A 20,405-nucleotide genomic window follows, 5' to 3' on the forward strand; every position below is an offset into this window, starting at 1 on the left:
CGCCGCCGGCGAGTTCAGGGGCGGGCCTGCGCGCCTGGCGCGCCTTTCCCCAGGAAGCCGAACTCCACCGGCGTCTTCGCGTAGAACACCTGGACGTCTTCCTCGGCCAGCCGGTCGAACAAACGCTGCACCTCCTCTTCCGTGGCAATTACGGTGATTTCTTCCGGCCGGTCGGCCAGTTCCAGGAAATGCCAGGTGTGAAAGCGGCGGTCATGGCCGATGCCCTCGGCCGCCACCGTGTGCGTGGCGCCGCGGATATGCAGGTCCCTCAGAACCTGCAGCAACCAGTGCGACAACTGCTTGCCGTGGTGACGCCGGTTCTCGATGGTGAACAGCGTGAGCTGGAAGCCTTGCACGATAACCTCCCGTGCGCGCCCCGCAACGGCGTCCGCGTGCCGCGACCGTGGCATGGACGGTTGTCGTGTCAGGGTGCTGTTTCCAGTTTAGGCCAGCCGCCGCGCGCACCATTGCGGGCGCACCGGACTTCACCAATGCGGCCGGTTCCCTGATGCACCACGTGAACCTGGGGATAACCCTAGTCCCTTCCTCTGCAGGGACGGGCTATATTTTCTTTTGTTTCAATAGAAGAACCATGTTTCTTTAGTGAAACAAAATATCTTCGTTGCGGCATCACCAATACCCCAGACTCTTGAGCAGGCCTTCCGAAGTGCAATATCCGAAGAGTGAAGAAAAGATCGCGCGCGCGATGCGCGGGACGGCGCTCGCGTGCCTGGCGATTGCCGGCCTGTGGCAAGGCGTTGTTCCGGCCGCGCGTGCCGCCGGGACGGATGCGGCCAGCAGTTGCAGCGCACTGCGCATAGTCGTGCCGTTCCCCGCAGCCGGCCCGGCGGACCTGTTGGCGCGCACGCTCGCGCAAGGCCTCCACCAGCGGCGCGGCGTCACCGTGGTGGTCGACAACAAGCCTGGCGCCAACGGCAATATCGGCATCGACGCCGTGCGCCGCGCCGCGGGCGACGGCTGCACGCTGCTGGTCGCGCCTGCCGGCAACCTGACCATCAATCCCACGCTGTTCCCCGCGCTTGCCTACAACGTGGAGCGGGACTTCCGCCCGGTCTCGCTGCTGGCGAGTTCGCCCAATGTGCTGGCGGTGCATCCCTCGGTGCGGGCCGGTTCGGTGCAGGAGCTGGTGGCGCTGGCGCAGCGCGCCAATCCGCCGCTAGGCTATGCCAGTCCCGGCGTGGGCAGTGGCCTGCACCTGGCGGGCGAGCTGTTCCGCCAGCAGACGGGCATCGCATTGCTGCATGTCCCTTATAAGGGCACCACGCAGGCGCTTAACGATGTGGTGGGCGGGCACGTGCCGATCCTGTTCGGCACGCTGCCCACGCTGGCGCCGTTTATCCGCTCCGGCGCGTTGCGTGCACTGGCCGTCACCCAGGCCGCGCGCTCTCCCGCGGCGCCTGCCATCCCGTCCCTGGCGGAGCAGGGCGTGCGTGGCATCGAGGTCAGCTCCTGGTATGCGCTGCTGCTGCCGCGCGCCACCCCGGCGCCGGTGGCCGATGCGCTCTATGCCGACGTGCGCGCGGTCTTCGGCGGCAAGGCGGCCCGCGAAGAACTCGCGCGGCAAGGCATGGAGCCGGTCGCCGGCACGCCCGACGCGCTCGCCACGCGCATTCGCCAGGAAAGCGCGGGCTGGGCCGAACTGATCCGCGCCCACGGCATCAAGGCCGAATAACGCATGCCGGCGCGCACGCGCATCGTCCGCGCCGGCATGTCTTTCATGTAGTCCTCCACGCCCTCCGCCATTACTCCGGCGCTTCGTCCGCCACAGGCCCTTCGGCATCCAGTGCTTTCATGTTCTCCAGCAGCTTGAGCAGGTAATGCAGCGTGTGCGTGATGTCGCCCGTTGAAAAATCGGTCAGCGCCCGCTCGTAGTAGTCGCGGATCTTGGGTTGCGCCAGCTTCAGCCAGACATGGCGCCCGGTCTCCGTCATCGTGACCAGCCGCGAACGCCGGTCGCGCCCGTCCGGCGCCAGGCTCAGGTGGCCGTCGCGCTCCATGCGGCCCACCAGGCCGGACAGGTTCTGCCGGCTAACCATCAGGTAGCGCGCCAGGTCCCCCACGCTCATGCCCTCGGCCGCCTGCGGCCGCGATAGGGCGCCCAGTACCGCCCACTGCTGCGTGGTCAGGCCYTCGGCCTCGACGGCTCTTGATCCCGTTTTATGCAACATATTTGCGCATTGATACAGGCGGAAGAACAGCCTGTTTGCCATCTCCATGCGCGCCGCCGGAGCAAGATCATCATCAAAATCGGGGTTAACCATCATAACTTCCTGGGTAGTCGTACTTGCATTGGTCCAGTTGCCAGCCTAGTATACGTCAATATATTGACGTATTTAACCGCTGACGCGCGACGTTTAAGCCGCACGATAGCACCCTGGACCTGGAAGGAGAACACTGTGCAAAGACTCGAAGGCAAGACGGTCATCGTGACCGGTGGTGGTGGCGGCATCGGTGGGGCGACCTGCCGTCGCTTTGCGCGCGAAGGCGCTGCCGTGGCCGTGCTGGACCTGAACCTCGACGCCGCAGGGCAGGTCGCCGCCCGGATCCGCGAAGAAGGCGGCCGGGCCGAGGCGTTCCAGTGTGACATTACGGACCGCACCAGCGTGGATGCCGCGGTTGCCGCCACCGTGAGCCAGCTCGGCCCCGTCGATGTCCTGGTCAATAACGCCGGCTGGGACGTATTCAAGCCGTTCACCAAGACGGAACCGGCGCAATGGGAACGCCTGATCGCCATCAACCTGACCGGCGCGCTGCATATGCATCACGCCGTGCTGCCCGGCATGGTGGAGCGCAAGTGCGGGCGCATCGTCAACATTGCTTCCGACGCGGCGCRGGTGGGCTCCTCCGGCGAAGCCGTGTACGCCGCCTGCAAGGGCGGGCTGGTGTCGTTCTCCAAGACCATCGCGCGCGAGCACGCGCGCCACGGCATCACCGTCAACGTGGTGTGTCCCGGCCCGACCGACACCGCGCTGTTCGCCGACTACAAGCAAGGCGCTGGCAACCCGGAAAAGCTGATGGAAGCCTTCACCCGCTCCATCCCGCTGGGCCGCATCGGCCAGCCGGACGACCTGCCCGGCGCGATCGTGTTCTTTGCCAGCGATGACGCGGCCTTCATTACCGGCCAGGTACTGAGCGTGTCTGGCGGCCTGACCATGAACGGATGAGCGCAGCCAGCATCCGGCACCCACCACGACAACGGAGACACACCATGCCATACGAAGACATCCTCTATGAAGTGCGCAACGGCGCAGCCTGGATCACCATCAACCGCCCGGAGAAGATGAACGCATTCCGCGGGCGCACCTGTGACGAACTGATCCACGCGATCAATCGCGCCGGCTATGACCGCGCCATCGGCGCCATCGTGCTGGCCGGCGCCGGCGAGAAGGCCTTCTGCACCGGCGGCGACCAGTCCGCCCATGAAGGCCAGTACGACGGACGCGGCACCATCGGCCTGCCGATGGAAGAACTGCACAACGCCATCCGCGACGTGCCCAAGCCCGTGATCGCGCGCGTGCAGGGCTACGCCATCGGCGGGGGCAACGTGCTGTGCACGATCTGCGACTTCACCATCGCGTCCGACAAGGCCGTGTTCGGGCAGGTCGGTCCCAAGGTCGGCTCGGTCGATCCCGGCTACGGCACGGCGTTCCTGGCGCGTGTGGTGGGCGAGAAAAAAGCGCGCGAGATCTGGTACCTGTGCCGGCGCTATCCGGCCGCCGAAGCCCTTGCCATGGGGCTGGTCAACGCAGTCGTCCCGCATGAGCAACTCGATGCCGAAGTGCAGAAATGGTGCGACGAGATCATGGACAAGAGCCCGACCGCGCTGGCCATCGCCAAGCGTTCCTTCAATATGGACACCGCCCACCAGAGCGGCATTGCCGGCATGGGCATGTACGCGCTGAAGCTCTACTACGACACCGAGGAATCGCGCGAGGGCGTGACCGCCTTCCAGGAAAAGCGCAAGCCCGATTTCCGCAAGTACGCGAAGTAATCCGCCGTTGCTGGCACAAGCAACGCGGCCGCACGGCGCATCGCACCGGCGCGCCGCGCGGCAAGACATCCTGGAGACGCCATGAACCCCTATCTCGATGAAGACCTGGTCGCACTGGGCGACCATGCCCGCCGCTTCGCCACCGAACGCATCGCGCCCGGCTTCCTCGCGCGCGACCGCACCCGCGAGCTGGACCGCGGGCTGATGCGCGAGATGGGCCAGATGGGCTTTATCGCGCCCGAACTGCCCGAGCAATACGGCGGCCAGGGTTTGGGCTGCCTGGCCGCCGGCGTGATCCACGAAGAGGTGGCGCGCGCCGACCTGAGCCTTTCCTATATCAACCTGCTGGCCTCGCTGAACGGTCAGATCCTGGCCCATCACGCCGCGCCGGAAATCGCCCGTCCGTGGCTGCGGCGCCTGACGCAAGGCGAAGCCCTGTTCGCGATCGCGCTGACCGAGCCGCGCGGCGGCTCCGATGCGGCCGGCCTGCGCCTGCGCATGGAGCGCGATGGCGACCATTACGTGCTCAACGGCGAGAAGACCTCCATCTCCGCCGCCGACCAGGCGGACGCGGCGGTGGTGTTCGCGCGCAGCGGCTCCATCGAAGCCGGCGCGCGCGGCGTTTCGGCGCTGCTGGTGCCGATGGACCTGCCGGGCATCACCACCAACCGCTTCGACTGCCATGGCCAGCGCGCCATCGGGCGCGGCTCGATCTTCTTCGAGAATGTGCGCGTGCCGGTGAGCCACCTGCTTGGCAAGGAAGGCGAGGGCTTTGTGCAGGTGATGCAGGGTTTCGATTTTTCCCGCGCGCTGATCGGCTTGCAGGTGCTGGCGGTGGCGAAGGCGAGCCTGGAGGAAACCTGGGAATACGTGGCGGAGCGCCAGGCCTTCGGCAAGCCGCTGTCGGCCTTCCAGGGCGTCTCGCATCCGCTGGCGGACTACGAGACACAGGTCACGGCAGCGCGCCTGCTGTGCCTGCAGACACTCTGGATGAAAGACCACAACCTGCCGCACACCGCTGAAGCCGCGATGTGCAAGTGGTGGGCGCCCAAGCTGGCCTACGACGTGGTGCACCAGTGCCTGCTCTCGTTCGGCCACGGCGGCTATGACCGCGGCCCGATGGAGCAGCGCCTGCGCGACGTGCTGGGCTTCCAGATCGGTGACGGCACGGCCCAGATCATGAAGACCATCATCGCCCGCACGCACGCGGGCCGGGATGCGGTGCCCGCCTGACGACCGCCCCCGCCGCGACCTGACCACGACAACAACGAGGAGACACGCCATGGAATTCGACGCCGTACTGCTGCCACCGCGCCGCGCCGCCAGCATCGCGCAGGGCCTGTGGCCCGAGCGCACCATCAACGATGCGCTGGACGATTGCGTGGCCCGCTGCCCGGACAAGATCGCGCTGACCGCCGTGCAGGTGGAGAGCGGCGCGGTCACCCGCCTGACGTATCGGGAGCTGGCCACCCGCGCCGAACGCATTGCCCTCGGCCTGGCCAGGCTGGGCGTTGGCCGCGACGACGTGGTGTCCTGCCAGTTGCCGAACTGGTGGGAATTCACAGCGCTCTACCTGGCCTGCTCGCGCCTAGGCGCCGTGCTCAATCCGCTGATGCCGATCCTGCGCGAGCGCGAACTGTCGTTCATGCTCAGGCACGCGTGCAGCAAGGTGGTGGTGGTGCCAAAGCGGTTCCGCGGGTTTGACTACGAAGCGATGTTCGATGGCCTGCGCCAGGCGCTGCCGGACCTGCGGCACGTGGTGGTGATCAGCGGCAGCGGGCCCAATGCCTTCGAGGCGCTGTCGAGCGGGCCTGCCGGGGACGATGCCGGCGAGATGCCGGCACGCCATTGTCCCGGCCCGGATGACATCACCCAGCTGATCTACACCTCCGGTACCACCGGCGAGCCCAAGGGCGTGCTGCATTCGGCCAATACCCTGATGTCCAATATCGTCGCCTACGCCGGGCGCCTGCACCTGGGCGCGGATGACGTGATCCTGATGGCGTCGCCGATGGCGCACCAGACCGGCTTTATGTACGGCCTGATGATGCCCGTCATGCTGGGGGCGAGCGTGGTGCTTCAGGACATCTGGGAGCCGCGCAAGGCGCTGGACCTGATCCGGCAGGAGGGCGTCAGCTTCACCATGGCCTCGACGCCGTTTCTCACCGACCTGGCCAGGATGGTGACGGAGACGGGCGATGCGGTGCCCACCCTGCGCGCATTCCTGTGCGCCGGCGCGCCCATCCCCGGCGCGCTGGTGGAGCACGCGCGCGCCGCGCTGGGCGCCAAGGTGGTCTCGGCATGGGGCATGACGGAAATGGGCGCCGTGACCACGACCCGGCTGGAAGACGACGATGAGCGGGCCATCCACACCGACGGCTGTCCGTTGCCGGGCGTCGAAGTCCGGGTGGCCGACGCGGCAGGCGCGGCGTTGCCGCCCGGCGCCACCGGCAGGTTGCTGGTGCGGTCCTGTTCAAACTTCGGCGGCTACCTGCGGCGGCCGCACCTGAACGACACCGACGCCGAGGGCTGGTTCGACACCGGCGACCTTGCACGCATCGATGCCCGCGGTTATATCCGTATCGACGGGCGCAGCAAGGACGTCATCATCCGTGGGGGGGAGAACATTCCCGTGGTGGAGATCGAGACCCTGCTGTATCGCCACCCGGCCGTTGCGCAAGTGGCCATCGTGTCCTATCCCGATGAGCGGCTCGGCGAGCGCGCCTGTGCCTTCGTCGTACCCAGGCCCGGCCAGGAGTTCGGCATGGCGGCAATGGTGGACTTCCTGAAGGCGCAGAAGATGGCCGCGCAATATATCCCCGAGCGGCTGGTGGTGCAGCCGGCGCTGCCCGCCACGCCGGCGGGCAAGATCCAGAAGTTCAGGCTGCGGGAGCAACTCCGCCAGGCGGGGAACCCGGAGGGCGAGTCCAATGCGCGCGGATAAAGGCCACGGCAAGATGGAAGAGAACCTGATTCTCGCCGAGATCACCGGCCGCGTCGGCGTGCTGCGGCTCAATCGCCCCGGGCAGATGAATGCCCTCAACGATGCGCTGATGGATGCGCTTGGCCTGGCGCTGCTGGCATTGGATGAGAACGACGGCATCGGCGCGATCGTGATCACCGGCAATGACAAGGCGTTCGCCGCCGGCGCCGACATCGCGGCGATGCGCGGCTGGGACTATATGGACGTGTTCAAGTCCAACTACATCACACGCAACTGGGAGACGCTGCGCGGCGTGCGCAAGCCGGTGATCGCCGCGGTGGCCGGCTATGCTTTGGGCGGCGGCTGCGAACTGGCCATGGCCTGCGACATCCTCATCGCGGCGGACAACGCCGTGTTCGGCCTGCCGGAGCTGAAACTCGCGGTCATTCCCGGTGCCGGCGGCACCCAACGCCTGCCGCGTGCAATCTCCAAGGCGAAGGCCATGGACATGTGCATGACGGCGCGCAATATGGATGCGGCGGAGGCTGAGCGCAGCGGGCTGGTGTCGCGGGTGGTGGCAGCGGGCCGGCTGATGGATGAGGCGATGGCGGTGGCACACACCGTTGCGGGTTTTTCGCTGCCGTCGATGATGGCGGTGAAGGAGGCGGTCAACCGTGCCTATGAGTCATCGCTGTCGGAGGGGATGCTGTTCGAGCGCAGGCAGTTGCATGCGCTGTTCGCCACGCAGGATCTGAAAGAGGGGATGAATGCGTTCCTGGAGCGGCGGGAGGCGGTGTTCCGGCATCGGTAGGCGCGGCAAGCGCGCCGCCGCCGCTCGTGGTTCGCATTGCCAGCGCCGCGTTCCGGGTGCGCGAATTGCAGCGCGGAACGCGTAGCGTGTGGCGGTGCCGAGGCGTCATGCGCCGTAGTAGAAGGGGGTGCGCGCGGCATCGATGCGGGGTTGGCCGCGCTCGATTGACATGTTGGCGGTCGCCTGCAGTTGCGCTTGCGCGTTTGCCGTGGCTCCGTTGGCTGATGCGGCGTCCTCCGCTTGCACCTTGGCTTCGGCTGCCTGGATGTCTCGCGGATAGTTCGCGTTGTCGCCGCGTCCCGGCTGGTAGCCCGCCTGTTCCAGCCGGATCAGGTCGGCACGGACGTCGGCGCGGCTGAGAGGCGCCTGCGCGCTTTGCGCGAAGGACAGGGCTGGCGCGGCCAGGGCGCAGGAAATCAGTACGGTGCGGATGAGTGCTTTCATGATGCGTTACCTCTTTCGGTCGGATGGCCCRCTGCCGCCGGGGCCGTGGCGCCTTCATCGACAGGATGAACAGGCTGTACCCAGTATTGGCTTTGGCCACTGACCCGAGCCTGACCATCTCATTACAGTTTCGTCATCGGTGCGCTTTGCCAGCCACCACCCAGTGCCTTGACCAGCATGACGCTCGCTATCAGTTGCCGCCGGCGCACCGCCTCGGCGGCCCGCTCGCTGGCAAGCGCGGTGCTCTCCAGCACGCTGACATCCAGATAGGCCACGGCGCCCTTGCGGTAGCGGTCCAGCCCCAGCGCCAGCGCACGCTCGGACGCTTCGGCCGCCGCCTGCTGGCTGGTGGCTTCCTCCTGCAGCGCACGCAACGCGGCGAAGTTGTCCTCCACCTCCTGGAAGCCGCGCAGCACGGTGCCGCGATAGTCGGCGGCGCTGGCGTCTAACTGGGCGCGCGCGCTGTCGGCCACCGCCTGCCGGCGCCCGCCGTCGAACAGCGTGGCGGCCAGCGCTGGGCCGATGGCCCAGAAGCGGCTTGGCGCGGTCAGCCAGCCGGCCAGGCTGGTGCTCTCCAGGCCTCCGCTCACGGCAAGCAGCAGGCTCGGGAAAAAGGCGGCGCGGGCCACGCCGATCTGGGCGTTCGCGGCCGCCACGCGGCGTTCGGCGGCCGCAATGTCGGGCCGGCGCTCCAGCAGTTGCGAGGGCAGCGCGGCCGGGATGGCTGGCAGCGCGGGCAGCGCCGCGGTGTCGGCCAGCGGCGGCAGCGAGAAGCGCGCGACGGGTTCGCCCAGCAGCGTGGCGATGGCATGCTCCAGTTGCGCGCGATTCAGGCGCAGGTCCGCCAGCTGCGCCCTGGCGTTCTCGAGCTGGGCCCGGGCCTGTGCCACGTCGCCTTCCGTCGCGATGCCGCCACGGTAGCGGTTGCCGGCCAGCTCCAGCACCGTACCGTAGGCGTCAAGGGTGCGCTGGAGCAGGTCGAGTTCCCGGTCGGTCGAGCGCAGGCCGAAGTAGTCGGCGGCCAGCTCGGCCTGCAGGCCCAGGCGCACGGCCGCTACGTCGTCGGCGCTGGCCTGGGCGCGCGCCTCGGCTGCGTCCACGCCATTGCCGATGCGGCCCCACAGGTCCGGCTCCCAGGTGGCTGTCAGGCCCAGCAGGTGGTTGGGTTCGGTCTTGCCGGCCAGCGAGCGGCCAACCACATTGGCCGAGGTATGGCTGCTGCTGATACTCGCCCCGGCGCTGAGGGTGGGAAAGTACGCGGCATGCGCGGCCCTGGCCTGGGCGCGTGCATCTTGCAGCAGGGCCACCGCCTTGCGCAGCGTCTGGCTGGAAACATCGATGTGTGCTTCGAGCGTGTCGAGCCGTGCATCGGCATATACGCGCCACCAGTCCGGCGCGATGCCCGGCGGACCGCCCGGCTGCGCGGCGCTGGCGCCGGCTTCCTTGTAGGCAGCCGGCGTGTCCACGGCGGGCGGCTGGTAGGGTGGGGCGGTGGCGCAGCCGGCCAGCAGCGCGGCCATGGCAATGGTGATGGCCAGGCTCGTTGCGTTGCGCCTGGTCTTGGGGAAACGGACGGGAGTGTGTCGTGCATGCATGCCGGGCCTACCTTGCTTTGCTGGTCAGCCTGACCACATCGCCCGCCAGCAAGCCGTCGCCGGGATTGACCACCACTTGCTCTCCGCCCCGCAGGCCTTCGGTGATTTCCACATGGGAGCCGAAGTCGCGCCCGATCGTCACGGTCCGGATTGCCAGCTTGCCGTCCGCGCCAACCACGGCCACGCAGGTGCCCTGCGCCCGGAACATCAGCGTATTGGCCGGCAGGTCCAGGCCGGCCCGTGTCCGCGGCGCGCTCAGGTGCGCCTCGGCATAGGCCCCGGGCAGGATCCGGCCGCCGGCGTTGTCCACGTCCAGTTCCACGCGCAGGCTGCGCGTGACGTGATCGATGGCGCCGGCGTTGCGCGCCACGGTGGCGGGAAAACGCTGCCCGGGGAACTGCGGCAACGTCAGCCACGCCTGCATCTGCGGGCCGACGATGCCGCTGGCGTCCTGTGGCACCTGCACGTACACGCGCAGCCGCTCGCTAGCGGAAAGGTGGAAGAGTTCGCGGCCGGGTCCGCCGGCGCTGCCGGCATCGATCAGCGCGCCGGTGTCCACATTGCGCGCTGTCACCACGCCGTCGAAGGGCGCGCGGATCTGCGTGTACGAGGCCAGTTGCGCCAGGCGCGCCGTGTTGGAGCGCGCCGAGGCCAGCGTGGCGGCCTTGGCTTGCATGTCGGCCACTTTCTGGTCGGTGTCCTGCTGGGCCACCGAGCGCGATTTGAGCAGGTCCTGCCAGCGCTCTGCCGTGCTCTTGGCCAGCGCATAGTTGGCCGCGGCGATGGCTTCGTCGGCGCGCGCCTGGCGTAGCTGGTCGCTCACCTCAGGGGCATCGATCTCCGCCAGCAACTGGCCTTGCCTGACCGGCGTGCCGATGTCGGCGTACCAGCGGCGCAGGTAGCCGTTCACGCGCGCATAGACCGGTGCGTCCTGGAAGGCGCGCACATCGCCTGGCAAGGTCAATTCCTGAACCGCTGGTGCGCTGGCGGGCCTCACCGTGGAAACGACCATGGCCATCGCTTCGGCACTGTTAACGGCCAGTGCGGCCTTGGCGTGCAGCCTGGGCACGACGCCGGCGGCCAGCGCCGCGCCGAGCAAAGCCAGCGCCAGCAGGCCGGCGCGTATGCGGCGAACCCTGGCGGTGCCGGTGGCGGACGATAAGTTGGCAGTGGGTGAAGCTTGGGAAGCGGGGAGAGTCATGCCTGACCTTTCTGTTCGAAGCTGAGGGCGGGACGCGGTGCAAGGGCGGAGGTAGGAGCGCGAGCGGCAAGCCAGCGGTGCAGCAGCGCGAACAGGGTCGGCACCAGTACCAGGGTGGCGACGGTGCCGCAGGCCAGGCCGCCGATCACGGCGCGGCCCAGCGGCGCGTTCTGCGCGCCCGCGTCGCCGGCGCCGAGCGCCATCGGGATCATGCCGATCAACATCGCCAGCGCGGTCATCACCACCGGGCGGAAGCGGCCGATGCCGGCTTGCAGCGCGGCGTCGAAGGGCGACGCGCCCCGCGCGCGCAGCTCGCGCGCCAGGCTGATCACCAGGATGCTGTTGGCGGTGGCGATGCCGATGCACATGATGGCGCCGGTCAGCGCCGGCACGCTGACGGTGGTGCGGGTGATGAAAAGCATCCACGCCATGCCGGCCAGCGCGCCCGGCAGTCCGCCGATGATGGCCAGCGGGTCGAGCCAGGACTGGAAGTTCACCACCATCAGCAGGTACACCAGCACCACCGCGATCGCCAGGCCGCCGAGCAGACCGGCGAAGGACGCGTGCATGGTCTGCACCTGGCCGCGCACGACCAGCTCGGACCCGGGCGGCAATGTCTTGCGCGCGGCGTCGACGAGGCGGCCGATGTCGCCGGCCACCGCGCCAAGGTCGCGCCCGCGCACCGAGCCGAAGATGTCGATCACCGGCTGCACGTTGTAGTGCGACACCACGCCCTGCTGGTTCGTGCGCGCCACGCTGCCCAGCGAGCCGAGCAGGTCGCCGCCGGCGCCGTCGGCGGTGGTGCCCGGGGCAGCGCCAAGGCCAAGCGGAATGTTCGATAGCGATTGCAGCGAAGCCATCGCGTACTGAGGCACCGACACCATCAGCGGATAGCTTACGCCGTTGCGCGGGTTCAGCCAGAAGTTGGGCGAAGTCTGGCTGCTGCCGGATAGCGAGATCAGCAGATTCTGCGCCACCTCGCGCTGCGATAGCCCCGCCTGCAGCGCGCGGGTGCGGTCCACCTGCACCGTCAGCGCGGGCTGGTCGTCGGGTTGCTGGATATGCACATCCGCCAGGCCAGGCACCGCGCGCAACTGGCCAGCCAGCTTCTGCGCCATCTCGCGATTGGCTGCCGGCTGGCTGCCCACCACCTGGATATCGATCGGCGCCGGCAACCCGAAATTCAGGATCTGGCTGACGATGTCCGCCGGCAGGAAGGAGAAGCTCACGCCGGGAAACGCCTTGGGCAGCAGGCTGCCAAGCCGGTCCACATAGTCCGCGGTAGCGCCGTGGCCTGGCTTCAGCGAGATCAGTATCTCGGCATCGGCCGTGCCGATCGGCAGCGCGGAGTCGTAGGTGAGGTTGATGCCGCTGACAGGCAGGCCGATGTTGTCGATGATGCCGGCCACGTGGTCCGGGCCGATGGCGGCGCGGATGCGCCTTTCCACCTCGTCGGCGATGCGCGCGGTTTCCTCGATGCGGGTACCGGTCCGGGCACGCATGTGCAGGCGGATCTCGCCGCTGTCCACGCTCGGGAAGAAATCCTGCCCGAGAAATGGCACCAGCGCCATCGACGCCGCGCAGCAGGCCAGGAACGCAGCGGCGAGCCGCCGGGGATGCCGCAACGCCGCCGCCAGCGAGGCAGCGTAGCGCGCACGCACCGCTTCGAAAGCGCACTCGAAGCGTGACTGCAAGCGCGCGCAGGCGCGGCGCAGGCGGCCCGGCTTGCGCGTTTGCGCCGCCTCGCCGCGCATCAGGTAATGCGCGAGCGTGGGAATCAGCGTGCGCGAGAAGAAGTAGGACGCCGCCATGGCAAACACTACCGCCTCGGCCATCGGCACGAACAAATAGCGCGCCACGCCGGTGAGCAGGAACATCGGCAGGAATACGATGCAGATCGATAGGGTGGAAACCAGGGTGGGTACGGCAATCTGTGCCGACCCCTCAAGAATGGCCTGCTCCAGCGCCTGGCCCATCTCGCGGTGGTGCGTGATGTTCTCGATCGCCACGGTGGCGTCATCCACCAGCACGCCCACCGCCAGCGCCAGTCCGCCCAGCGTCATGATATTCAGCGTCTCGCCGAGCGCGGAGAGCGCCATCAGCGCGGCCAGTACCGACAGCGGGATCGAGATCGCGATGATCAGCGTGGCGCGCCAGCTGCCCAGGAACAGCAGGATCATCAGCGCGGTGAGGCAGGCGGCGATCATTGCCTCGTGCAGCACGCCATGGATCGCCGAGGTGACAAAGACCGACTGGTCCGACACCGGCTGCACCCGCAGCGAAGGCGGCAGGCCGGCCATGACGCGGGGCAACATCGCCTTGACCTGCGCAATGATGGATAGCGTGGAGGTATTGCCGCTTTTCTCGATCTCCAGCAGCGCGGCGCGCTTGCCGTCGCGGCGTACCACGTTGGTCTGAGGCGCGTAGCCGTCGCGCACGTGGGCCACGTCGCGCACATAGACGGTGCCGCCGGGGCCGCTCCTGACCGGCAGATCGTTGAGGCCGGCCACCGTGGGCGTGCTGCCGTTCAGGTCCACCCGATATTCCAGCGCGCCGATCTTTGCGGTGCCGCCCGGCAGCACCAGGTTCTGCGCATTGATGGCGTTGACCACATCGAGCGGCGCCAGGCCGCGTGCCTGCAGCGCGCGCGTATCGAGATCCACCATCACCTGGCGCACCTTGCCGCCGTAAGGCAGCGGCACCGAGGCGCCCTGCACGGTGGCCAGTTGGGTGCGGATGAAGTTGTTGCCGAGGTCGTAGAGCTGCTGCTCGGGCAACTGGTCGCTGGCCAGTGCCAGCCGCAGGATCGGTACCGTGGAGGCGCTGTAGCTCAGGATCAGCGGCGGCGTGGTGCCTGGCGGCATATTGCGCAGCATCGATTGGGCGCCGGACGAGGTCTCGGCAATGGCGCGGTTGATGTCCGCGCCCGGGTGGAAGAAGATCTTGATCACCGCCACGCCGCTGAGCGATTGCGACTCGATATGTTCGATATCGTCCACGCTGTTGGTCAGCGAACGCTCGTAACCGGTGACGATGCGCCGGGCCATGTCCTCGGCGGACAGGCCGTTGTAGGTCCATACGACGCTGACCACCGGGATATCGATGGCCGGAAAGATATCGGTGGGCGTGCGCAGCAGCACCAGCGGGCCGGCCAGCAGCAGGCACAATGCCAGCACCACGAAGGTGTAGGGGCGGCTCAGCGCGAGCCTGACGATCCACATCGTGGGATCTCCGGAGTGATGGATGAACGGGCCGCAGCGCGCCCACTGGGCGGTTCGGCGGAAACACTCGATGGGCGGATTCTAGAAAGGGCAGGGGAGGGGAACGCTGTCGAATCCATTACGGATTTGTCATTCAAGTCCGGCGCGGCCAGCGCTATCATCCGGCATGCAAGGCGCCGCAGCATGCCTTGCCGGCACTGGTCAGACGAGGACGATCATGAGAATTCTGGTGGTGGAGGACGAGCCCAAGACCGGCGAATACCTGCGCAAGGGACTCACGGAGTCTTCCTTCGTGGCCGACCTGGCCGTGACCGGCACCGACGGCCTGCACCAGGCGCTGGAAGGCAGCTACGACCTGGTCATCCTGGACGTCATGCTGCCCGGGATGAACGGCTGGGAAGTRCTCAAGCGGCTGCGCGAGCACAAGGACACGCCGGTGCTGTTCCTGACCGCCCGCGACGAAGTGGAGGATCGCGTGCGTGGCCTGGAGCTGGGCGGCGACGACTATCTCGCCAAGCCGTTCGCCTTCGTCGAGTTGCTGGCACGGGTACGCACGCTGCTGCGGCGCGGACCGGTGCGGGAAGCCGACCGGATCGAAATCGAAGACCTTGAGATCGACCTGATCCGCCACCGCGTGACACGTGCCGGACAGCGCATCGATCTGACGCCGCGCGAGTTCGCGCTGCTGCATTTCCTCGCGCGGCGGCACAGCGAGGTGCTCAGCCGTACCCAGATCGCCTCGCATGTGTGGGATATGAACTTCGATAGCGACACCAATGTGGTGGACGTTGCGGTGCGCCGCCTGCGGGCCAAGATGGACGACGACTTCCAGCCCAAGCTGATCCATACCGTACGCGGCATGGGCTATGTGCTGGAGCGCCGGCAGCCCTGATGCGCAGGCTCTCTCTCACTACCCGCCTGGCGCTCGCCTTTGGCCTGGTCGCCGCGATCGTGTTCGGCGGCGCGGGCGCCTACCTCTATCGTGCGCTCGCCATGCAGGTGATCGAGCGCGACGATGCCGAACTGCTGCGCAAGGCGGCACGCGTGCGCAATGAACTGGCGGAACTGGACCCTGGCGCCGCCGGAGCGTGGAGGGAAGCCGCCGGCGTGGTGTCCGGCAACGACGAGTTCGCGCTGGTGGTGCACGCATCCGACGGTACCGTGCTGGTATCCGCCAATACCGGGAAGGACGCGCCGCCCGCCTTAACGCCTCTCGCCGCGGATGCGCCGCTCGACACCGCGTCGATACACACCTGGACCACGCAGCAGGGCTACTCCGCGCACGGCATCAAGGCCTTGCTGCGCGCGGGCGCCGCCTCCACCTCCGCCGCCGCTTCCACCGCCACGCCGGCGCAGACGTTCACCCTCTACCAGACCGCCATCTCCCGCACCATCATGCTGCGCACCTACCGCGCCAAGCTGTTGCTGGCCGGGCTGCTTGGCACGGTGTCGGTGGCCGCGCTCGGCTACCTGGTGGTGCGTGCCGGCATGGAGCCACTGCGGCGCATCGCCGCCGGCGCCTCGTCGGTCACCGTGCGGCGTCTGGCGCTGCCGGTGGATCCGGAGCAATTGCCGCCCGAACTGGAGGAGCTGGCCGCGGCCTTGCAGCAGATGATGGACCGGCTGCGCGACGGCTTCGAGCGGCTTTCGCAGTTTTCGGCCGACCTGGCGCACGATTTCCGCACGCCCATCAGCAACCTGCTGGGACAGAGCCAGGTCGCGCTGGCGAGCGAACGCAGCGCCGACGAGTACCAGGCCCTGTTGGCCTCCAATATCGAGGAATATGAGAGGCTCGCCCGCATGATCGAGAACATGCTGTTTCTCGCGCGGGCGGAGAACGCCCGCGTGGCCGTCAAGCCGGCGCGGCTGGATCTGGCGCGCGAGCTGGGCGCGCTGTCGGATTACTTCGAGGGGCTGGCCGAGGCACGCGGGGTGGCGATCGCGGTGGACGGCGGCGGCGCCGTGCAGGCCGATCCGCTGCTGCTGCGGCGCGCGGTCAGCAACCTGGTGGCCAACGCCATCCGCTACACACCCGCCGGGCAGACCGTGGTGCTGGCGGCGCGTTCCTCCCTGGGAGGCAGCAGTATCGAAGTGCGCAACCCTGGCGCCGGCATCGCGCCGGAACACCTGGCCAAACTGTTCGACCGCTTCTTCCGTGGCGATCCCGCTCGCGCCAACTCAGGAGAGTCGGCAGGCATTGGTCTCGCCATTGTGAAGTCGATCATGGACTTGCACCACGGCAGCGTCGAGGTGGAGTCGGAGGTCGGGGGCACCACGGTGTTCAGGCTGTTTTTTCCTGCAGGCATTGCCGATTCCGCGCCGGTTCGGCAATACGTGTGATGTTGCGGCCCGTGCTCCTGGTATGCCCGCTTCCCGTCAGCCTCGAAGCGTGAAACATGGCCACCCCAATAAATTCGCACCCGCCGCAAAAAAACTATTCAAAAATCAAAAAGCTTGTTGTAGAATGCGGCCTCCGTTTCGCAGAGTAGTAGCAAGTCGCAAGAAACGGAGCTTGTTCCCCGATAGCTCAGTTGGTAGAGCGCCGGACTGTTAATCCGTAGGTCCCTGGTTCGAGCCCAGGTCGGGGAGCCAAAAAGCGGGAGTAGCTCAGTTGGTAGAGCGCAACCTTGCCAAGGTTGAGGTCGCGAGTTCGAGCCTCGTCTCCCGCTCCAAATACAGATCTGCAGGGTTCCACGGAATTCTGCGGGTCACCGAAAAAAGGAGCGAAAGCTCCTTTTTTCGTTCCAGTGCAGTTCCACTGCAATCCAGCAGCAGCCAGTACTTTTGAGTCCGGGTTGAATCCATCAAAACGTGCGGGTACTTGCGCGCCTTGTTACTGGCTGGCGGCGGGTGACATGTGGGCCATCTGTTCCTGAATCCAGGTATAGAGGCGTCTGCCTCCTCGGTGGTCAGTGCATACTTTGTTTCCATGCCTATCCCTGGCGGCAATGCAGTGCTCAATCGGCATGGATCGGTCGCGGCATCCCGTCCTCGGGCCAACATCAATCTTCCGGACTACGTGAAGGCCGCGCTCTAGTGCCGCCATTTCACTTCCCCGGTTGGCATGTTCATGCTGATCTACCTTGTGGAGTTAAAAGGTTGCCCGTGCCCATTCAGTCCGCGCTTGGCGAATCCGCGCCGTTTCCTATGTTTTCCCCGTTCTTCCTGCCGTTCGCGGCCCGGCGCCGGTTCTCCCTTTGAGCTTCCTGCGCGATTTGGAACGCATGCAGCGCACTTTTCACTGTGTCGGCTTCCACGTTGTTGCGGATTCGCTTGTAGCCCATGCGCTGAAGTTGTCTGCGTCGCAGTGCATTGCCCGTTATCCCCAGGCGACGGCGATCATGAATCCGAGGCTTGAGAACCAGAAATTTAACCAACTGGCGAACCAGGGACTCAGCGGCTCCAGCACTGCGCACGCCAGAAGCGGCGCCATACAACAGCCAGCCACAACCCAGTTCCTCTGGTACAGCGCCCAAAAGATGCCATACAGGAAGGCCGGCCAGCTCCAGCCGTCCCCGACTGCAACCAGGTGACCTTTCGCGTGTCGCTGGATGGAATAGCTACGCATGGTGAGCAGAAGGCGCGTGTGGCGTGGTGGAGACTGGCTGCCCTCCGGTCGGGCCGCCTGTCACTGAGATTGTTGAACGGCTACCCCGACAAGACGTGGAGACGCCAGCCACGCCCTTGAATCGTCCGTGCAGAGTACGGAGACCGCGCGAGGGATTCACCTGTTTAACCTCGCTTAGCGAGGTGCCGAACACACTCTTGCACAGCACCCTTCATCACCGCGTCGACTTCTACGGATGTTCCGACATAGGCATTGACTAGATTCAAGGCATGCCTTTCGACCATCAAGCCGGCCGTCAAGAACGCCAGGCCGGTTACCATCACAAGCATGTCTGTAGAAAAAAGCAGAGCAGCCACATTCAGCGAAAACAGAGCAGACACTCGCCGTGCCAGCCACCTCATCAAGAGGTGGATGGCGTATACCGCGTGCGTGATGCAGAGAATGGCCAAACATCGCCAAAGCCAGCTTGCGTCCGCAGAGTACGGATAGGGATTCTCGGGGCTCAGTGAGCATCTGTTGATGCGGTGCACAATCAGCAGGCATTTGCTCTGCAAGCTTGGGCGCCGACGACATGAGCTCGACCTGGGTCATTCCCGCGTAGATGGGGTCGCCGTGTTCCTTGAGATCGATCGCGACGATTTTTTCAATGCTGTTGTATTGCACTCGGCGTTCTATTGCCCTGGACGCAGGGTGCTTGCCCCGCAGTATGACTGCCGGAACTGACGAACAAGGTAGGCATTGCCGCATGCAAGGTGGGACGCGTGGCTTGCCGTCGTAGAGGACATGATTCACGTACTTCTCTGTGATGACGACCGCCACTGTCCATAGTAGTACTTTTGCACGCTGATTCGGACATGTCTCATATCGCAGGGCGCAACCCGCCGATACCATGAAAGATTCACGCGCGCGTGGCCCAGGATTTGCGCTCGCACGGAACGTCGTTAGAGCGGAGAGTGTTGCCATGGATTGGTTGTTAGCTATTCAGTCATCACGTTGGATCGATGCGCACGGAGCCCCGATCCGGTTCTACAAGGGCGGCCATGTCGAGGTGACCGGCCGGGAGTACAGCTCGCAGGATGCGCTGGAATTGGCGTTGGATGCTTCACTGGCGCTAGGCGGCAAGCCGGTTCGATGCGTAGCGATCGTGCCGGGTGCGACGGTGTCGGTGTCTACGGGAACGCTGGAACCCTGGGACGACGGCGAGAGGCTGCAGTACTTCGAAGACCTGTGGCGCCTGTTGAAGCCCGAGTTGGTCAAAGGGCTGTCTGCACCGACGCCGCGGGGCCGCCAGTTGTTTACGCTGGACTATGGCATCCAGCTTGAGTTGGGCTGGGACGACCGCGCGCAGCTACCGCCGGGCGCCATGTCGATTCGCGTGCAGTATGACGGAGCGGATGCAGAGCACTACGCCAGGCATCGCAGGCGGCAACCTCTGCGCGAGCAGCCCAATCATCGGCGCCGATGGCTGCGCCAGCGGCTATTGATACGGCAGCTCCTGCTCGACGCATTGGTAAAGACGGGGCAGGCCACCCACAAGGACTATGCGCGGCTAACGGCGTACGTGAGATATCGCGTCACGGGAGCCCTGGCCGCATGGCAGGCGGTACGCAATGAAGTCGATGCGCTGGCGGTCGGGATGAACTTTACGGAGTTACTGAAGACGCGCTCCATCACCCAGATAGGTTCCAATGTCGCTGAGTTTGTTCGGGCGACACTGCCGAAAGGTAACCGCGGAAGGCCTGTCGACGCGGCGGTCTCGACCGCATTGACCAGCGTGGTTTGGCAAGCGTTTGATGTGCGTGGCGGCGTGTTCTATGAGCCGAGTGCGGCATTGCACCGCCTGCTGGATTCTGCTTTTGTGGCAGACGATGTGCCGATCGGCGCTTTGGCGATGCCGGCGGATACCATTTGCATCACCCCAGAGTCGAGCCGTTGGATGCGCATCGGCGAGAGCGAGGCCATTGTCCTGTTTCGGAACCCGCGCAGCGTGAGTTGTCTGACGTGGTCGCGTGCGGACGGTGCGGACGTACTGGAAATGCTGGAGCTTCCGCTCGACCGCCCGGAGCGGACCATTAGCGAGCTGCTGGACGAAGCATTTGTCCGGCATGCGATGACCGATGCTTTCCTCGTCGCAGACGGAGGGATGGAGGAAAGACGCCAGCATTGGCGCCATACGCTGGATTACGCGATCAAGATGTTGCTGTATCTGACGGTCCGCGATGCCCAGGTGGTGCCCAATCAGGCCTACACCCTTGCGCCAAGAAACTTCACAGGCCTGGGGAAACGCAAGCGGGCGCAACGCCTTCAGGAGATCGAGGAGCTCTACGACAGGTACGTGGTAGGGCCGGCCCTGCTAGATATCGAGGCCGATGCATTGGCGCCCGCTGACACGGGGCCGAGAGAGATCTCGCCCCATTGGCGGCGGCCCCACTTCAAGATGCAGCCCCACGGGGTCCATAGCACTCAGCGCAAACTGATCTTCATTGGGCCGACCATCGTGCGCGCTGATCGCCTGGGGCTCACCGCCGCGGAGTCGCCGAGCGACGACGGATAGGCGTGCTGCCCCGTAGCGACCAACGCAGAAATCGACGTGCCGCACTTAGGGCTGACATAGCCCAAAGTGCGGCTAG

15 protein-coding genes and 2 tRNA genes are annotated in these 20,405 nt (G+C 66.3%); 11 read left to right on the forward strand and 6 right to left on the reverse strand.

The annotated features are described in order from the left end of the window. Positions 1-14: 14 nt before the first annotated feature. Positions 15-356, reverse strand: coding sequence for a DUF190 domain-containing protein (locus AC1DT6_RS15450; protein ID WP_441633815.1), 342 nt, complete (start codon positions 354-356; stop codon positions 15-17). 350 nt (positions 357-706) lie between these two features. On the opposite strand from AC1DT6_RS15450, the gene AC1DT6_RS15455 reads away from it, so the two are divergent. Further along, on the forward strand, positions 707-1,693 hold the full coding sequence (locus tag AC1DT6_RS15455; RefSeq protein ID WP_441633866.1) for a tripartite tricarboxylate transporter substrate binding protein: 987 nt from the start codon (positions 707-709) through the stop codon (positions 1,691-1,693). 70 nt (positions 1,694-1,763) lie between these two features. On the opposite strand, the gene AC1DT6_RS15460 is transcribed toward AC1DT6_RS15455, so the two are convergent. Next, positions 1,764-2,282 (reverse strand): MarR family winged helix-turn-helix transcriptional regulator, encoded by a 519-nt coding sequence (locus AC1DT6_RS15460; protein WP_441633868.1) that lies wholly within the window; start codon positions 2,280-2,282, stop codon positions 1,764-1,766. 135 nt (positions 2,283-2,417) lie between these two features. On the opposite strand from AC1DT6_RS15460, the gene badH reads away from it, so the two are divergent. The 5 genes from badH (at position 2,418) to AC1DT6_RS15485 (ending at position 7,746) form a co-directional block, all read left to right on the forward strand. Further along, positions 2,418-3,185, forward strand: a complete 768-nt coding sequence (badH, locus tag AC1DT6_RS15465) for a 2-hydroxycyclohexanecarboxyl-CoA dehydrogenase (protein ID WP_477114762.1) — start codon at positions 2,418-2,420, stop codon at positions 3,183-3,185. 44 nt (positions 3,186-3,229) lie between these two features. Then, positions 3,230-4,012, forward strand: a complete 783-nt coding sequence (gene badI, locus AC1DT6_RS15470; RefSeq protein WP_441633819.1) for a 2-ketocyclohexanecarboxyl-CoA hydrolase — start codon at positions 3,230-3,232, stop codon at positions 4,010-4,012. 81 nt (positions 4,013-4,093) lie between these two features. Further along, a complete protein-coding gene (aliB, locus tag AC1DT6_RS15475; protein ID WP_441633821.1) occupies positions 4,094-5,245 on the forward strand; it encodes a cyclohexanecarboxyl-CoA dehydrogenase in 1,152 nt (383 codons plus the stop codon). 49 nt (positions 5,246-5,294) lie between these two features. After that, complete coding sequence (aliA, locus tag AC1DT6_RS15480) at positions 5,295-6,956, forward strand: cyclohexanecarboxylate-CoA ligase (RefSeq protein WP_441633823.1); 1,662 nt, start codon at positions 5,295-5,297, stop codon at positions 6,954-6,956. A gap of 13 nt (positions 6,957-6,969) precedes the next feature. After that, a complete protein-coding gene (locus tag AC1DT6_RS15485) occupies positions 6,970-7,746 on the forward strand; it encodes an enoyl-CoA hydratase (protein ID WP_441633870.1) in 777 nt (258 codons plus the stop codon). 105 nt (positions 7,747-7,851) lie between these two features. Here the strand turns inward: AC1DT6_RS15485 and AC1DT6_RS15490 are convergent, their stop codons facing one another. The 4 genes from AC1DT6_RS15490 to AC1DT6_RS15505 form a co-directional block, all read right to left on the reverse strand. Continuing rightward, on the reverse strand, positions 7,852-8,190 hold the full coding sequence (locus AC1DT6_RS15490; RefSeq protein WP_441633825.1) for a DUF4148 domain-containing protein: 339 nt from the start codon (positions 8,188-8,190) through the stop codon (positions 7,852-7,854). Positions 8,191-8,312: 122 nt separating this feature from the next. Beyond that, the gene (locus tag AC1DT6_RS15495; RefSeq protein ID WP_441633827.1) at positions 8,313-9,785 is read right to left on the reverse strand and encodes an efflux transporter outer membrane subunit; all 1,473 of its coding nucleotides are present in this window, start codon (positions 9,783-9,785) and stop codon (positions 8,313-8,315) included. Positions 9,786-9,792: 7 nt separating this feature from the next. Beyond that, on the reverse strand, positions 9,793-10,986 hold the full coding sequence (locus AC1DT6_RS15500; RefSeq protein ID WP_441633829.1) for an efflux RND transporter periplasmic adaptor subunit: 1,194 nt from the start codon (positions 10,984-10,986) through the stop codon (positions 9,793-9,795). Next, the gene (locus tag AC1DT6_RS15505; protein ID WP_441633831.1) at positions 10,983-14,207 is read right to left on the reverse strand and encodes an efflux RND transporter permease subunit; all 3,225 of its coding nucleotides are present in this window, start codon (positions 14,205-14,207) and stop codon (positions 10,983-10,985) included. The genes AC1DT6_RS15500 and AC1DT6_RS15505 overlap by 4 nt, the downstream gene beginning before the upstream one ends. A gap of 217 nt (positions 14,208-14,424) precedes the next feature. Here AC1DT6_RS15505 and AC1DT6_RS15510 point away from each other — a divergent pair, with 217 nt between their 5' ends. From AC1DT6_RS15510 to AC1DT6_RS15530, 5 genes are all read left to right on the forward strand, one after another. Next, positions 14,425-15,099: a heavy metal response regulator transcription factor gene (locus AC1DT6_RS15510; RefSeq protein ID WP_441633833.1), complete on the forward strand. Its 675-nt coding sequence runs from the start codon at positions 14,425-14,427 to the stop codon at positions 15,097-15,099. Beyond that, positions 15,099-16,547: a heavy metal sensor histidine kinase gene (locus AC1DT6_RS15515; RefSeq protein ID WP_441633835.1), complete on the forward strand. Its 1,449-nt coding sequence runs from the start codon at positions 15,099-15,101 to the stop codon at positions 16,545-16,547. Before AC1DT6_RS15510 ends, AC1DT6_RS15515 begins: the two co-directional genes overlap by 1 nt. A 176-nt stretch (positions 16,548-16,723) precedes the next feature. Further along, positions 16,724-16,799 (forward strand) — tRNA-Asn (locus tag AC1DT6_RS15520). A gap of 4 nt (positions 16,800-16,803) precedes the next feature. Beyond that, positions 16,804-16,879: transfer RNA gene (locus tag AC1DT6_RS15525), tRNA-Gly, on the forward strand. Positions 16,880-18,736: 1,857 nt separating this feature from the next. Further along, the gene (locus AC1DT6_RS15530) at positions 18,737-20,329 is read left to right on the forward strand and encodes an AcrVA2 family anti-CRISPR protein (protein WP_441633837.1); all 1,593 of its coding nucleotides are present in this window, start codon (positions 18,737-18,739) and stop codon (positions 20,327-20,329) included. Positions 20,330-20,405 lie beyond the last annotated feature (76 nt).

Source organism: Cupriavidus sp. 01L45 (genome assembly GCF_056399885.1).